Genomic DNA, 14,011 nt, shown 5'->3' with positions numbered 1-14,011 from the left:
GATAAGTTGGCGCGCTCACCGGGATCAGGCGGCCAGGTCGTGTTCCATGCGCTGACTGACCCGGGAACGGAGCGCCAGGGTCAGGGCCGAGGTCAGGAGGCCGGCGAGGAGAGCGCTCCACCACAGGACGGCGGGGCCCAGGGACGTGTAGGCGGTGACGCCCAGGGTGAGGGCGCCGAACCGGGCCACTCCCCAGGTCCATTGGAAGGCGCCCTGGTAGCGGCCGCGGGCATGCGCCGGAGCGAGGCCGGCGACCATCGACGCGGCGATCCCCGCGACCATCACCTCGCCCAGCGACCAGACGGCCACGGACACGGTGTACATGGCGATGCTGTCGGCCACGCCGGTCAGTGCCACGCCCGCGGCGATCAGTACGCTGCCCGCCGCCTGTACCGGCAGCTGCGGAAGCCGGGCCAGACCGGCCGTGGCGACCGGCTGGAGTACGACCACAAGGACCGCGTTGACCGCGGCCATCGTGCCGTAGACGGCAGGTGAGAGCCCGCTGTCACGGATGGCCAGGGGCAGGGCCACCTCGGTCAGCGAGTAGACGAAGAGCTGGACTCCGAACAGCGGGAGCAGGGCGAGCAGCAGACGGTCGCGCAGGACGACGCCGTATCCCATGCCGTCCGCAGCCGCGTCCGCGTCCGCACCCGAGTCCTTGTCCTGCCGGGCGGGGCGGGTCTCCCGCAGACGGGTGGCGACGATCACCGCGTAGATCAGCATGGTGGCCACGTCGATCGCGAACAGGAGCCAGAAGCCGTGCGCGGCGAGGAAACCGCCGAGAACGCCGGCCGCGGCGGTGCCGATGTTGACACCCCAGCCGAAGAGCGCGTACGCGCGCTGCCGGCGGCCCGCGTCCACGGAGTCGGCCATCAGCGCGTACGCGGCCGGGCTGATCATCGCGCCCGTGGCGCTGATCAGCAAGGCCGCGGCCGCCATCGTCAGCACTCCCGGCGCCGCGAACAGGGCACCCTGCGCGGCGGATGCGCCCAGGAGGCCGATCAGCATCGTGGAGCGGCGGCCGATCCGGTCGGCGAGCAGGCCGCCGAGCGCCGGGCCGAGCAGGTTGCCCGCGCCCAGGGCGCCCAGGACATAGGTGGACTCGGCCCCGGTGACGCCGCGCGCCGCCAGAAAGAAGACCAGGAACGGGGTGACGAGGTAGCCGAGCCGGTTGACGATCGTGCCGGCGAAGACGGTCCAGACGACGGGTGGCAGGCCGCGGAAAGTGGAGATCATGCCTGGAGGGTGCGTGGCGCCCCGGCCCTCTTGCCATTGATTAAGGTGAGACCGAATCCATGGATGGCGGCGGGCGCCGTCGGCAGGGGACGGGGGATGGCATGGAAGCCGGGCTCAGCTTCTCCGCCGCGGACTTGGCGCAGACGCGCTTCGCGGTCTCTCCGATGTGGGAGGTCGTCACCAGCTTCCGGCTGCTGCGCGGCACCGAGGGCGAGCCGCCACCGCACCGGCGGTGGTCGTCGCAGGTCCGGCCGCGGCTGAGGGAAGCGGGGCTCGACCGTGGCTGGCTGGCCACGCTGATCCCTGCGGGCCGTTATCTCGCGGACTTCCTCAACCCGACCCCGGCCGCCCCCTTCCCCACGCTCGCCGCCGAACTCGACGCGATCCGGCGAACCCCGGCGGACCGCGTACGCACAGAGCTGGACATGCTCTGCGCCGAGCGGGACGTGGGCCGTTCGCCACGGGTGAGGCTGCTCAGGGAGGCCCCTGAAGCGGCGCTGCGCAAGGTTACTGCCGAGATCGAGGCCTACTGGGAGCTGGCGCTCGCTCCCTATTGGGGCCGCGTCCGGCAGCTGCTCGAGGCAGATGTGTTCCACCGGGCCCGGCAGGTGGCCGAGCACGGCGCCGGCCAGGTCCTCAGCGAGCTGCACGAAACGGTGCGTTGGGACGACGGCACGCTGCGCCTGGTGCGCCGACACTGCGGGCTGAGCCGCGCGGAGGCCGGGGCGGGGCTGCTGCTGGTGCCGTCCGCCTTCGCCTGGCCACGGGTGCTCACCCGGTCCGTGGCGCCGGATCCTCCGCAACTCGCCTATCCCGCACGGGGCATCGGCACGCTGTGGGAGCGGCGGAACACGGGGGCGGTCGACGCGGTCGCGGCGGTACTGGGCCGGTCTCGCACACTGCTGCTCGCGGAGCTGGACACACCCGCGTCGACGACGCAGCTCGCGGCGTCCTTCGGGATGTCGGCGGCGGGGGTGTCGCAGCATCTCACCGCGCTGCGCGGGGCGGGTCTGGTGTCGGCGCACCGGGCGGGACGTTCCGTGCTGTACGCGCGTACGGCGGTGGCCGACGCGCTCTTGACGCCCGCCGAGGCCGAAGGGCACCCGTCCGCGCGGCGCTGACCTGGTCCTTCGTCGTGGGGTGCATGTGCATGCTCAGGGGATCTCAAGAAGCTCGGAGGCCAGCGGCTGTTCGGCCCAGATGGTCTTGCCGGTCGGAGTCTGACGGCTGCCCCAGCGCTCGGAGACCTGGGCGACGAGCAGCAGCCCGCGCCCGCCCTCGTCGAAGACGCGAGCCCGGCGCATATGGGGGGCGGTGGCGCTGCCGTCGGAGACCTCGCAGATCAGCGCGGTGTCGCGGATGAGCCGCAGCTGGATGGGCGCGTCGCCGTAACGGATGGCGTTGGTGACCAGCTCGCTGACGATGAGCTCGGTGGCGAATGCCGTCGCTCCCAGACCCCAGGCAGCCACCTGTTCGCCCGCCACCTTGCGTGCGCGGGCGACGGCCGCGGGGTCCTGCGGCAGCTGCCAGGTGCGTACCTCTCCGGCGTCGAGTGCGGATGTACGGGCCAGGATCAGGACGATGTCGTCGTCGGGGCGGCCGGTCAGCACGGTGTCCAGCACCTGGTCGCAGGTCTCCTCCAGCGTGTCGGCCAGGCTGCTCAGCGCCTCGCGCAGCAGACCGAGCCCGATCTCGATGTCCCGGTCGGCGGTCTCGATCAGGCCGTCGGTGTAGAGGGCGAGCACGCTGCCCTCGGGCAGTTCGATCTCGGTGGCCTCGAACGGCAGGCCGCCGAGGCCGAGCGGCGGCCCGGCGGGCAGTTCCAGGAACCGTACGGTGCCGTCGGGGGTGACCAGGGCGGGCGGTGGGTGTCCGGCGCGGGCCAGGGTGCACCGGCGGGAGACCGGGTCGTACACGGCGTACAGGCAGGTGGCCCCGACCTCCCCCGACGCCTCCTCCACCCGCCCGCGCACCTCCGGGCCCTCCTCGCGGTCGAGCCTGATGACAAGGTCGTCCAGCTGGGTGAGCAGTTCGTCGGGGGCGAGGTCGACGTCCGCGAGGGTCCGTACGGCGGTCCGCAGGCGGCCCATCGTGGCCGACGCGTGAATGCCGTGCCCCACCACGTCGCCCACGACCAGGGCGGTCCGCGCGCCGGACAGCGGGATCGCGTCGAACCAGTCCCCGCCGACGTCCACTCCGGCACCGGCCGGGAGGTAGCGGTAGGCGACCTCCATCGCCGTGAGCCCCGGCGGCCGCTCGGGCAGGAGGCTGCGCTGGAGCGCCAGTGCGGTCCGGCGTTCACGGGTGTAACGGCGGGCGTTGTCCACGCTCACCGCCGCCCTGGCGACGATCTCCTCCGCGAGCAGCAGGTCGTCCTCGCTGAAGGACTCCGCCGTCCGGTGCCGCAGGAGGTGCACCAGGCCCAGGGTCACCCCCCGGGCGCGCAGCGGTACCAACATCACCGAGTGGATCATGTGCCGCTCCACGGTCTCGGCGCGGGCCGGAGAGGACTCGACCCACTCCCGCAGCCCCGGATCGCCCGGTCGGGTCCGGGCGCCCCGGCCGGTGGCCAGCGCGCGCACGGGCAGCGAACCCGCCGGGTAACGGCTCGTCCCGCCCGAGGCGACCACCGACTCCGGGCAGCCCTCCAGCACCGAGCGCTGCGCGGTGCGGCGGACGGTGACCGGCTCGCCGGGCGGTAGCGGTTCCGGCTCGTCGCCCTGGGCGACGGTCTCCAACAGGTCCACGGTGACGAAGTCCGCGAACCCGGTCACGGCCACCTCGGCCAGTTCGTCGGCCGTCCGGGTCACGTCCAAGGTGGTGCCGATGCGAAGGCTCGCGTCGTTGAGCACCGCCAGGCGGCGGCGGGCCCAGTACTGCTCGGTGGTGTCGAACACGGCCGCCGACATCCCGTGCACCGTGCCGTTCTCGTCCTTCAGCGGCGAGAAGAAGATCGCCCAGGCATGCTCCCGGGTCTCGCCGGGAGCATGGGCGTGCGCCTCGTGGAACACCGTCTTGCCGGTGCGCAGGACCTGCCGCTGGATGCGGTCGAATTCCTCGTACGGCCGATTGGGCTCGATCTGCCGCAGGGTCAGGCCCCGCATTTCCTCCTCCGGCTTGCCCATCACCCGGGTCATGCTCTCGTTGGCGGCCACGAACCGCGCCTCGCGGTCGTAGACCGCCACGGGCAGCGGGAGCTGGGCGAGCGTACGGTCCCACAACGCCGCCGCCGCCGGGTCGGACGGCCCGGCGGGGTTCGTCAGCGCAGCGGCGCCGGTCACCAGCCAGAGCCACCTGCCGCCCGCGTCCGCCAGCGGCGTTCCCCGCAGCCGCACCACGACACGGCCTCCCTCCCGGTGCCGAAGGGCCACCTCACTGGCCCACTGACGCCCCTCGGCCATGTGGCGCCGCGCGGATACGGGCAGGTCGGCGGCGAGCAGATCGGTCGCGGGCCGGCCCACGATCTCCTCGGGTTCGTATCCGAGCAGCTCCCGGGCACCGGCGCTCCACACCATGATCGCGCCACCGGCGCCGATGACGACCGCCAAGTCCTCCGGAACACGTCCTGGCGTCGTTCCGCCGGACCCGCCGTACTCGCTGTCCATGGGTCTCTTGCCCTCGTTCCCACCTCGACCAGAGCCCGGCAGAGCGCCTGAGGGAACCTCGGCGAACACCGCGGGCACCCTCTCCAGCGTCCCGCCGCACCGCTCCCCGTTCAACCCAGGACGCGACGATCTCCAGGATGGCGCCGCTGCCCCCAGACCCTGGTGGACCATCCGAGAGGTTGCCCTGTTTGTTCGCATTTAGGGTGTGTTGTTGTGATGCGCATGCACAAGATCATCCCGTTACTGACGGTCGTCGTCTTCGTGCTGCTGCACGTCTTCGCCTATCCAGGCACGCGCTTCTCCAATGACTCCTACCGCTACGCGCGCTCAGCGTATGAGTTCTTGGGCGACCCCTACCGGAAAGCCCAGGACAAAGCGCTACGGGCCTACTGCGCGGACACGGCGGCCATGCTTCAGCGAAACCGCATGCTCCATCAGATCGAGTTCCGGGCCCCGGTGCGCCCCCATGAGTTCCAGGACTGCCTGGCTCAGCATGCGGATGGCCTCAACCCCGGCAATCCGCGGTACGAGGCGCTCTTTCACGCTCGCCCCGCCTATCCACTGATGGCCGCGCCGTTCGTCCGGCTCCTGGGGGCCAAGGCGGGGCTGACGGCCGTTGCCCTGGGTTTCACCGCGCTCGGAGGGCTGTTGGTCCTGGTGCTCCTGCGCGCGCTGCGTGCACCGCCTCCGGTGGCATGGCTCGGTCAGTGCCTGTACTACGTCACACCCATAGGGCTGTGGGGCAGTCGGCCCATGACCGAAGGTCCGATGCTCGCCCTCATGGTGGCCATGCTGCTCGGTGCGGTGTGGCTGTGCCAGGGGCGCCGGGTGGCGGGGGCACTGCTGTCCACGGGCGCCTTCGCGCTGGGTTTCGCGGTCAAGTACTCAAGCTTCGCCCTGGTGGGGCCGTGCCTGGTGGCGGCGAGTGCCATGGCGCTGATGTTCGTCCCCCAGGCCCGGCACAAGGGCACGCGCTGCCTGCTCATCGTCTCGCTCTTCCAGTCCCTGGTCGCCTTTGCGGTGAGCAGGGCGCTCCGGTTGCCCGGATTGGAGACGTCGCTCCAGGACACCTTCTCCCTCCATTGGACGTATGCCGAAGTCGCCGACCCATGGCGCCGGCTGGTCCGGCTTGATGCCAACTACTGGTGGCAGTGGCTACAGGGAGAGGCATTGGCCCCCTCGCTGCTCTTCCTCCTGGTGCTGGGCGCCTGGGGCGCGATGAGCCGCTCGGTGCCCATCGCGCTCTGCCTGCTCGCCGTGGGCGGCACGGGCCTGCTGACGTCCGCGGCCCACCCGGTGGCGTTGGAGGGCGACAGGCTCTACGTGCAGGTGTGGTTGGTCGTCGTCGTCGGGCTGCCCCTCCTGGTCGAGCGGCTGCGCATGCGCGGCGCGGCCTCCGACGCGGCGGTGGTCGCATCGTCCCAGCTCAGGGAGGCAGTTCCGGGTTTTCGCCGGGGCGGCCGCCGTACCCGGACGAAACAGCGAGGCTAGGGCAAGGCTAGGGAAGCTTCAGAGTCCAGATCGCGACGGCGTAGCTCTTGTGCTCCACGTCGAGGACCCCGGAGCCCGCGGGCACGCTGTATGCGAAATCGCCGGTCAGGGAGTCGCCCGGCCGCAGAGTGCGATGGAGGCTCGCCCGGAACTTGATGCCGGACAACGAGCTGGCCTTGACGCCGTTCCTGCCGGCCGTGACGTCGGGGCTGAACGAGGCGTTGACGCTGTCCTTGCCCAGGTTCTTCACGGTGACCGTGAATCGGTACGCCGCAGTGCCGGGTTCGAGGCTGCGCGGCGCCTCACTGCTGGGGAGCACCGCGGCCGGCGACACCGTGACCTGCAGGCCGCTCGTGTACTTGGCGGTCTCGCCGCCGCTGAAGGTACGGGTGTTGTCCGCCCCGTTCGGGGCCGACTGCTGGTCGTCGAGCAGCCCGTTGGCGTTGTTCTTCGGCGAGCCGCTGCTGGAGCCGTCGTTGACGTCCCCGGCGCTGGGATCCTTCCCGCCCCCGTCGTCGGAGCCGCCCTGATTGCTGATGACGATCACGAGCAGCAGGACCAGCGCGGCGCTGCACGCGGCGATGATCCAGGCCCGGGGCGAGCGCCGGCCGGCCGGATGCGGGGCGGGCGTCGGCGGGAGGGAACCGTAGCCTGCGCCGGGGCGGGAGCCGGGGCCTCCAGGCCGCGGGGGCGGCCCCCCGAACGCGGTCGGCGCGTACGGCGAGACCCCGTCGGCGGTCGGCGGCGCCCCGAAGCCGGCAGCCGGGGCGGTCGGCGGTGCGCCGAAGGACGGCGGGGCCGCCCCGAAGGACGACGGGGCACCCGGGGCCACGGCGGTCGGCGTCGGGGCGGCCGCGGGCTCCTCGGAGTCCAGCAGGCCCACGACCCGGCGGCCGAGTCCGGCGATGAGCCCCGCGGGCAGCCATGGCTCGGCACCCTCCTTCGCGAACGGGCTGCCGCTTTGGCCGTGATGCCAGAGATCGCCGTCGGCGGTGAGCCTCAGCAGCTCCTCCAGACCGGGCCGGTCCGCCGGGGCGGGGGCGAGGCAGGCGGCGATCAGGCCCCGCAGCCGGTCGGGGAGGCCGCTGAGATCCTTCTCGTCCTGAATGATGCGCAGCATGAGGACGGGCATCGCGCTGTACGGATCACCGAACGGGCTGCGTCTCGTCGCCGCGAAGGCCAGCACCGAGCCGAGACAGAAGATGTCGGAGGCGGCGGTCAGCTGCTCTCCCCGGCACTGCTCGGGCGACATGAACCCCGGCGAGCCCACCAGCGCCCCGGTACGGGTGAGCGCGGTCCCACTGTCCACCACCGCACGGGCGATGCCGAAGTCGATGACGCGCGGGCCGTCGATGGTGACCAGGACGTTCGACGGCTTGAGGTCACGGTGGATGAGGCCGCTGCCGTGGATGTCGCGCAGGGCGTGGGTCAGGCCGTTGGCGAGGGCGACCACCGACCGCTCCGGCAACGCTCCGTGGTCGCCTGCGACGACCTCGTGGAGGGAGGGCCCGGCGACGTAGCCGGTGGCTACCCAGGGCGTCGCCGCGTCGAGATCGGCGTCGAGCACAGGGGCGGTCCACTCGCCACCGATCCGGCGGGCGGCCTCCACCTCGTTCCGGAAACGCTGCCGGAACTCGGGCTGCCGGGCGAGCTCCGGCAGCACCAGCTTGAGGGCGACGGTCCTGCCACGAGCGGACCGCGCCATATACACCTGGCCCATGCCGCCCACGCCGAGCTTCCCCACCAGCCGATACCCGCCTATCGACGGTGGGTCCTGCGGACCGAGCGCCTTCATCCCCCTGGATCCCCCCTACCACGCCGCTACATCGTGTGAGCATAGGAGAGAACGCCAACTGGCCTGCCCCCGACGCCGTACGAGACGGTACCCGACTGTATTCGGTTCCTGACCGCGATCGTCCGCATCCATCGGTCGTTTATCGGCGCCACTTACGGTGACAGCCCTCACTCACGTAACCATGGTCGGGGGACGGCATGGCGCTGCGTATTCATTTCACGGCGGAGGACTTGGCGCGTACGACGGTCGCGGCGCGCCCGGACATCATGTGGGAGCTGACGCTCAGCCTCCACCGGCTCCAGGTGCCGCGGCCCGCCGCCCGCTGCAGACCCTGGCTCGGACACGTACGTGACCGGATGCGCGTGCGCGATCTGCGGGGCGTACTGCACCAGCTGACGACACTCGTGCCGCCGCGCGGCGACTTTCCCGACTTCCTCACGCCACCGGGTCAGTTGGACTTCGCCGAGGCGCTCGGCCTGATCGGCGGTGGTGGGCGGCGGCTGTTCGCCAACGATCTCGCGACGGTGCTCCGGGCGCGCGAACGCCCTTTGTGGATACGTCAGTTGGCGGACGGTGACCGTGAGCGGCGGCGGGAGCTGGTGGACGCACTCGCCGTGTACCACCGCGAACTGCTGCGCCCTTGCCTGCCCGAGCTGGACGAGACGGTGTTCGCGGAGCGCGCCGCGTGCGGGCGGCGCGTCCTGGACGGCGGGGTCGGAAAGCTGCTCGGCGCCCTGTCGCCGTCGGTCCGGTGGGCGTGGCCCGTGCTCACCGCCGAGTATCCGGTCGACCGGGACCTGCGTCTCGGAGGTCGTGGCATCACGCTCATCCCGTCCTTCTTCTGCGCGACGCCGGTGACGCTCATCGACCCCGAGCTGCCGCCGGTGCTTGTCTATCCGGTCCCCGACAGGGATCCGGGTCCGCGCGCCGCCGCGTCCACCGGAGCGGGCGCGGACGGCCTCGCCACGGTCCTCGGGCGCACACGCGCTTTGGCGATGCGGGCGCTGGCCCACCCCTGCTCCACCAGTGAACTGGCGCTGCGTATCGGGGTGTCCGTGGCGAGCGCCAGCAGGCATGCGGCGGCGCTGCGGCAGGCGGGTCTGGCCACCAGCACCCGGCAGGGCAGCGAGGTGCTGCATGTCGCGACGCGGCTGGGCGGGGAACTGGCCCGGGGCGGACGGGTTCATTCGGAGGTAAAGATTCCGTTTGCGTCAGAACGCAATCCCCTGGTCAATGCGGTGCCGCCAGCCCTCCAATAGTCATGGCCACACCAAGTGGCGCATTGCAACGGGGAGGAAATGCAGTGAAGAGACGCCTAGCCGTGGTCCTGGGAGGGGCCTTGGTGGCCTGTGCGCTGAGCATGCCGACCGCGTCGGCGGCGGAGCCGCCCATCGACTTCCAACTTCCGTTCACCTGCGGGCAGAAGTGGCAGATCAACTCCTACGACACAGACCACGCTCCTGCCCTTGACTTGGTGCGTGAGCCCGACCAGGTGGGGACCGAGGGGGCGCTGCTCACCGCGCCGGCGGACGGGGTCGTCAACCAGTCCTTCGAGCACGAGAACGCCGGCAACATGATCCAGATCGACCACGGCGATGACTACTTCACCACCTACATCCACCTGCAGTCGCGCTCGGTGAAGGTGGGCGACACGGTCAAGCAGGGGCAGGAGATCGGACGCGTCGGAAAGACGGGAGAGACCTCGAACGGCCATCCCCACCTGCACTTCGAGATGGCCATCGATGCCGACCACGACGGCCGGGCCACCTGGGGCCAAGCCGGTTCCGAGCGGGTCAACGCCTGGTTCGACGGAGTCGAGTACGGCGGCGTCGGCGAAACCTGGCGCAACGTCGCCAGCAAGAACTGCGACGGCGATCCGGGCCCCGGCCCGGACCCCGAGCCGGAGCCGGAGCCGGCGGCCACCACCCTCGCCTACACCGGCGACAAAAGCATCTCCAACGGCTCGGACGCCAAGCTCTCGGCCGTGCTGAAGACGAAGGATCCCGACGAGCCGGTCGAGGGCCGCGAGGTGACCTTCGCACTCGGTTCCGGTGACACGGCCCAGACCTGCGACGGGAAGACGGACGCCAAGGGCACGGCGACCTGCACCGTCGAGGTGGCGGACCAGGCCCTCACGGACGACGCCACCGTGCCGCTCGCCGCGGCCTTCGCGGGCGACGACGAGTACAAGGAATCCGAGGACACCGAGAAGCTGAAGCTCCAGCACGTGGAAGGCCGGTCCTACGGCCTCACCGCCAAGGTGCCGCTCCCGCTCCTTCCGGTGGGCATCGACCCGACCCCGGACACCGGGACCGTACGGACGGCGGAGGCGGAGACGAAGTCTCCCGCGTGCGCGCAGGACGTCAGCGCGGTCATCCTGACCGCCGACGCGCTCTGCGCCGAGGTCGTCACCTCGGTCGGCCCGAGCGGCGCCAAGGCGACCGCCACCGTGGCCGACGTGTCCATCGGACTCCCCGGACTGCCGGTCATCGGGGTCTCCGGGGTCACGTCGGAGTCGTCGAGCAGCTGCTCATCGGCGAAGGGCAGCGTCAGCCTGGAACTGACCGTCGCCGGCCAGCCGGTCAGCATCCCGGACACGCCGGGATACGAGGTCGACCTCGGGGTGGCGGGCAAGCTCGTGGTCAACGAACAGATCCCGGTGGCCGACGCGGACCACGGCCTGACGGTCAACGCCGTCCACCTGACCACGCCGACCGGCGCGGATGTGGTGATCGGCTCCAGCACCAGCAGCGCGCACGACTGCGCGTAGCGGACGACATCGGCTCCCAAGACCTGGTTGTGGTCTTGGGAGCCGACGTTGTGCGCAGGCCGTTGGGTGCGAACACAGTCCGGCGCGACGCTCAAGGACACCATGGTCCGCGGCGGGCGCCGCCGGTGTCCCGAGGATCGGCGGCGCCCAGTCGTGGTCAGGAGCAGGGCTTGTAGAACTGCTGCCAGCCGTCGCCGGGCATGGCCGGCGGCTCGGCCGTGGTACCGAACTCGCCGTACTTCACCTTCAGCGCGTAGTCGAAGTTCCCCGGGCCGCTGCCCGGCGTCGACAGGCGCACGTCCCGATCCAGCGCCCCGTCACCGGAGTTGTTGAGGATCGCGAGGTCCGGGTACGCGTCGTCGCCGTAGTTGGCGATCCGAAGCTGCTGGACCTCGCCGTGGTCGCCGATGTCGGAGTGCCGGGAGTCGCCGGAGCTCAGGTTCGACCGCGTGAGCGGGCCGGGGCGGTATTCCGCGACGCGCGCCGTCGAGGGGTCGTCTCCGCCGGACGGCTCAACGATGTTGACGACCATGTCCAGGGTGCCGTCGTTCCGGAAGTCGGCGACCGCGGCGGACGCGACCTCCCCCGTCTTCGCGCCGAGGAGTTCGCTGACGGAGTGCTTTTCGCCGAACGAGCCGTCCGCGGTCCCCCACTGGATCGTCATCTCGGTTCCGGTGTGCCCAGGATTCGTGATCTTGTCCGGGTGGCCGTCGCCGTCGAGATCGCCGACCAGCGTCGTGGCGTCGGCCAGGCACGGGCCCGTCGCCTCGGTGACCTTGCCGGACCCTCCCGCGCCGCCCAAGGGCGACGACCCGGCCGCACTGGCCTGGTAACCGGCCACAGTCAGGGCCAGGGCGACAGCCGCGATCGGCGCGGCGATCAGACGTGAGCGTTTGCGAAGCATCTACGAACTCCTGACGTCGTTGCTGTGAGTGCGGCCCGGCGCGTTACTGGTCCGTTCCGTCGAAGGGGACGGCATCCGCCGCGGAGGTGTGCCAGTTGGTGACGATGGGCTTGTCGACGGTGATGGTGTCGACCTGCAGGGAGACCGGGTTGGGGTCGTCACCACCGATGCCGACGATGATGCTGTTCAGTTCCTTGCCACCGTCTTCCTTGGTGGTCTTCGGGTTCACCCCGGCATAGGCGGTGGTTCCCTTGCTCAGCGTGATCGCCTCTCCTACGGCCTGCTCCGCAGGACCCGCCTCGGTGCCGTCCGACCCGAAGGCCACCGTGGGAAGCGCGGCGGGCAGGACACAGGTGATCCCCGACTTGGCCTTCGCGATGATCAGGATGTATCCGCCGGCCTGTGACTCGGCCCTGGTGCTCCAGGAAATGTCGTTGGCCCCGCACACCTGCCCGACCTTGCCGCGCCCGCCGCTGCCGGTCTCGGCGCCGGAGCCGGCACCATCCTGGGTCCCCTTGCCCTTCGCATCGGAGGACTCGGCCGATGAGCCAGAGGCGGTGTCCTTGTCGGCCGTGGCCGTGGCCGTGGCCGTGGCCTCGGCCTTGGCGGAGGTGGACGAGTTACCGGACGGAGTACTCGTGTCGTCCGAGGACTGGCAAGCGGTGGCGAACATCGCGGCAGTCACCAACAGACCGGCACCGGCGAACATACGGGCTCGGGGGCGGGTGGTAAGCATGGAAAGGCCCTCTTCGTCATCAGTGGAGTAGTGCGCCCGGCGGCGTTTCGCTCGGTGTGGTACTCACCTTGCCGGTGGCGGCTACCGTTTCGTTAACGCCCCACTAACGAAGCCCTGGCGCGATCACAACCGGCCTACCCGCATGGGCCGTCTCGATGCCGACGCCGCTGCGGCAGCCGGTCACCACCGCGACCTCCCCCGAAACGCGTCCGCGTCAGGTGGCCGTTCCCGCGGTCATACGGTTGAGCGCGGCGGCCAGGTCGGGGGCCTCGCCGAGCACGAGTGCCGCGCCGCCGAGTGCGCCCACCCGTGCCCCGAGCCCGAGTTCGGCCGGGATCACCTCCACGTCGCGGACGAGCGACAGTGCGTACCGGCGGATCGCCGCCCGCATGGGTTCGAGCAGCACATCACCGGCCAGCGCCAACTCGCCGCCGACCACGATGCGTTCGGGGTTGAGCAGGTTGCACAGGTTGGCCAGCACCTGGCCGACCACGGCACCGACGTCGGAGAAGACGCCCTCCCCTGCCCGGTCGCCGGCCGCGGTGCGGACGACTATCTCGTCCAGCCCGGTGCCGTGCCCGAAGGCGGGCCGCAGCGCGGCGAGCACGGCCGGGATGCCGGCGTGCAGGACCAGGCAGCCGCGGTTGCCACAGCGGCACGTCGGCCCGTCCAGGCTCACCGACACGTGTCCCAGTTCCCCCGCCGCCCCGATTGCGCCGCGGTGGAGGCGCCCGTCGAGGATCAGGCTGGCGGCGATGCCGTTGGACAGCCCGACGTACAGCAGGTTCCGCACTCCCTCTCCCGCCCCCCAGCGCGCCTCGGCGACGGCCTCGAGCCGGGTGTTGTTCTCCACGACGACGGGCACGCCGAGTGCCCGCTGGAACTCCCGGACCACGTGGACGTGCGACCAGGGCTGCCCCGGCAGCGTGACGCCGACCATCCCGGTGGTCTGGTCGATCGGACCCGGCACGCCGATGCCGGCCCCGATGATCTGCTCGGACCGCAACGTGTGTTCTTCCAGGAGGCCGCGCAGGATGCCGACGCCGGCGGCGATGCGTTCCGCGGGACCGCACGCGGCGTCCAGGATGACGCCCCGGCTCGCGATCTCTTGTGAGGACAGATCGCTGAGATGGACCCAGACGCCGTCGAAGGTGTGGTTCATGCCGACCACGGCGGCCGCCCGCGGGTGGACCGAGAGGAGATCACGGGCCCGCCCGTCGTGGCCTTCGCCGGGCTCTTCGTCGGACTGGACGACCAGGCCGCGGGCCATCAGGTCGTTGACGATCGTCGAGACCGTGGTCCGGGAGATGCCTGCCAGGCGGGCGAGAGCGGCACGGTGCAGGGATCCGCGGGCCAGCAGGAGGGCGAGCAGCCGCTCCTCGTTGGTGCGGCGCAGACTGCGCAGTGATCCGCCGGACTTTTGACGCATCGCTCAAGCGTACCGAGTTATTTCGAAAGTGCGTCAACACTCTTG

At 71.2% G+C, this 14,011-nt stretch carries 10 protein-coding genes; 4 read left to right on the top strand and 6 right to left on the bottom strand.

The genetic code is table 11. The annotated features are described in order from the left end of the window. Positions 1-24 precede the first annotated feature (24 nt). Entirely contained in the window at positions 25-1,236 is a 1,212-nt protein-coding gene (locus PV419_RS13780) for an MFS transporter (RefSeq protein WP_319688381.1), read from the bottom strand. A gap of 101 nt (positions 1,237-1,337) precedes the next feature. Between PV419_RS13780 and PV419_RS13775 the strand changes: the two genes are divergently transcribed. Beyond that, complete coding sequence (locus PV419_RS13775) at positions 1,338-2,357, top strand: ArsR/SmtB family transcription factor (RefSeq protein WP_319688379.1); 1,020 nt, start codon at positions 1,338-1,340, stop codon at positions 2,355-2,357. Between the two features lie 33 nt (positions 2,358-2,390). Here PV419_RS13775 and PV419_RS13770 read toward each other — a convergent pair whose 3' ends face one another. Beyond that, positions 2,391-4,841: a SpoIIE family protein phosphatase gene (locus PV419_RS13770; protein ID WP_319688377.1), complete on the bottom strand. Its 2,451-nt coding sequence runs from the start codon at positions 4,839-4,841 to the stop codon at positions 2,391-2,393. Between the two features lie 222 nt (positions 4,842-5,063). Here PV419_RS13770 and PV419_RS13765 point away from each other — a divergent pair, with 222 nt between their 5' ends. Beyond that, entirely contained in the window at positions 5,064-6,332 is a 1,269-nt protein-coding gene (locus PV419_RS13765; RefSeq protein WP_319688375.1) for a hypothetical protein, read from the top strand. A gap of 7 nt (positions 6,333-6,339) precedes the next feature. Here PV419_RS13765 and PV419_RS13760 read toward each other — a convergent pair whose 3' ends face one another. Further along, on the bottom strand, positions 6,340-8,127 hold the full coding sequence (locus PV419_RS13760) for a serine/threonine-protein kinase (protein ID WP_319688373.1): 1,788 nt from the start codon (positions 8,125-8,127) through the stop codon (positions 6,340-6,342). Between the two features lie 197 nt (positions 8,128-8,324). Here PV419_RS13760 and PV419_RS13755 point away from each other — a divergent pair, with 197 nt between their 5' ends. Beyond that, a complete protein-coding gene (locus tag PV419_RS13755) occupies positions 8,325-9,386 on the top strand; it encodes a winged helix-turn-helix domain-containing protein (protein ID WP_319688371.1) in 1,062 nt (353 codons plus the stop codon). A 44-nt stretch (positions 9,387-9,430) separates the two neighbouring features. Then, a complete protein-coding gene (locus PV419_RS13750; RefSeq protein WP_319688370.1) occupies positions 9,431-10,897 on the top strand; it encodes a M23 family metallopeptidase in 1,467 nt (488 codons plus the stop codon). 157 nt (positions 10,898-11,054) lie between these two features. Here PV419_RS13750 and PV419_RS13745 read toward each other — a convergent pair whose 3' ends face one another. The 3 genes from PV419_RS13745 to PV419_RS13735 all read right to left on the bottom strand — a co-directional run bounded on the left by PV419_RS13745 (position 11,055) and on the right by PV419_RS13735 (position 13,966). After that, on the bottom strand, positions 11,055-11,801 hold the full coding sequence (locus PV419_RS13745) for a VCBS repeat-containing protein (RefSeq protein ID WP_319688368.1): 747 nt from the start codon (positions 11,799-11,801) through the stop codon (positions 11,055-11,057). 43 nt (positions 11,802-11,844) lie between these two features. Beyond that, positions 11,845-12,537: a DUF4232 domain-containing protein gene (locus tag PV419_RS13740; protein ID WP_319688366.1), complete on the bottom strand. Its 693-nt coding sequence runs from the start codon at positions 12,535-12,537 to the stop codon at positions 11,845-11,847. Positions 12,538-12,751: 214 nt separating this feature from the next. Beyond that, positions 12,752-13,966, bottom strand: a complete 1,215-nt coding sequence (locus PV419_RS13735; RefSeq protein WP_319688364.1) for an ROK family transcriptional regulator — start codon at positions 13,964-13,966, stop codon at positions 12,752-12,754. Positions 13,967-14,011 lie beyond the last annotated feature (45 nt).

Source organism: Streptomyces sp. ME19-01-6 (assembly GCF_033793745.1).
Classification (GTDB): Bacteria; Actinomycetota; Actinomycetes; order Streptomycetales; family Streptomycetaceae; genus Streptomyces.
This window is presented reverse-complemented; position numbering and strand designations above follow the sequence as displayed.

Bases quoted from the DNA above. Each gene is read 5' to 3' on its own strand.
- PV419_RS13740 (WP_319688366.1), bottom strand. From the start codon at position 12,537: ATGCTTACCACCCGCCCCCGAGCCCGTATGTTCGCCGGTGCCGGTCTG.
- PV419_RS13775 (WP_319688379.1), top strand. From the start codon at position 1,338: ATGGAAGCCGGGCTCAGCTTCTCCGCCGCGGACTTGGCGCAGACGCGC.
- PV419_RS13755 (WP_319688371.1), top strand. From the start codon at position 8,325: ATGGCGCTGCGTATTCATTTCACGGCGGAGGACTTGGCGCGTACGACG.
- PV419_RS13735 (WP_319688364.1), bottom strand. From the start codon at position 13,966: ATGCGTCAAAAGTCCGGCGGATCACTGCGCAGTCTGCGCCGCACCAAC.
- PV419_RS13765 (WP_319688375.1), top strand. From the start codon at position 5,064: ATGCACAAGATCATCCCGTTACTGACGGTCGTCGTCTTCGTGCTGCTG.
- PV419_RS13760 (WP_319688373.1), bottom strand. From the start codon at position 8,127: ATGAAGGCGCTCGGTCCGCAGGACCCACCGTCGATAGGCGGGTATCGG.
- PV419_RS13770 (WP_319688377.1), bottom strand. From the start codon at position 4,841: ATGGACAGCGAGTACGGCGGGTCCGGCGGAACGACGCCAGGACGTGTT.
- PV419_RS13780 (WP_319688381.1), bottom strand. From the start codon at position 1,236: ATGATCTCCACTTTCCGCGGCCTGCCACCCGTCGTCTGGACCGTCTTC.
- PV419_RS13745 (WP_319688368.1), bottom strand. From the start codon at position 11,801: ATGCTTCGCAAACGCTCACGTCTGATCGCCGCGCCGATCGCGGCTGTC.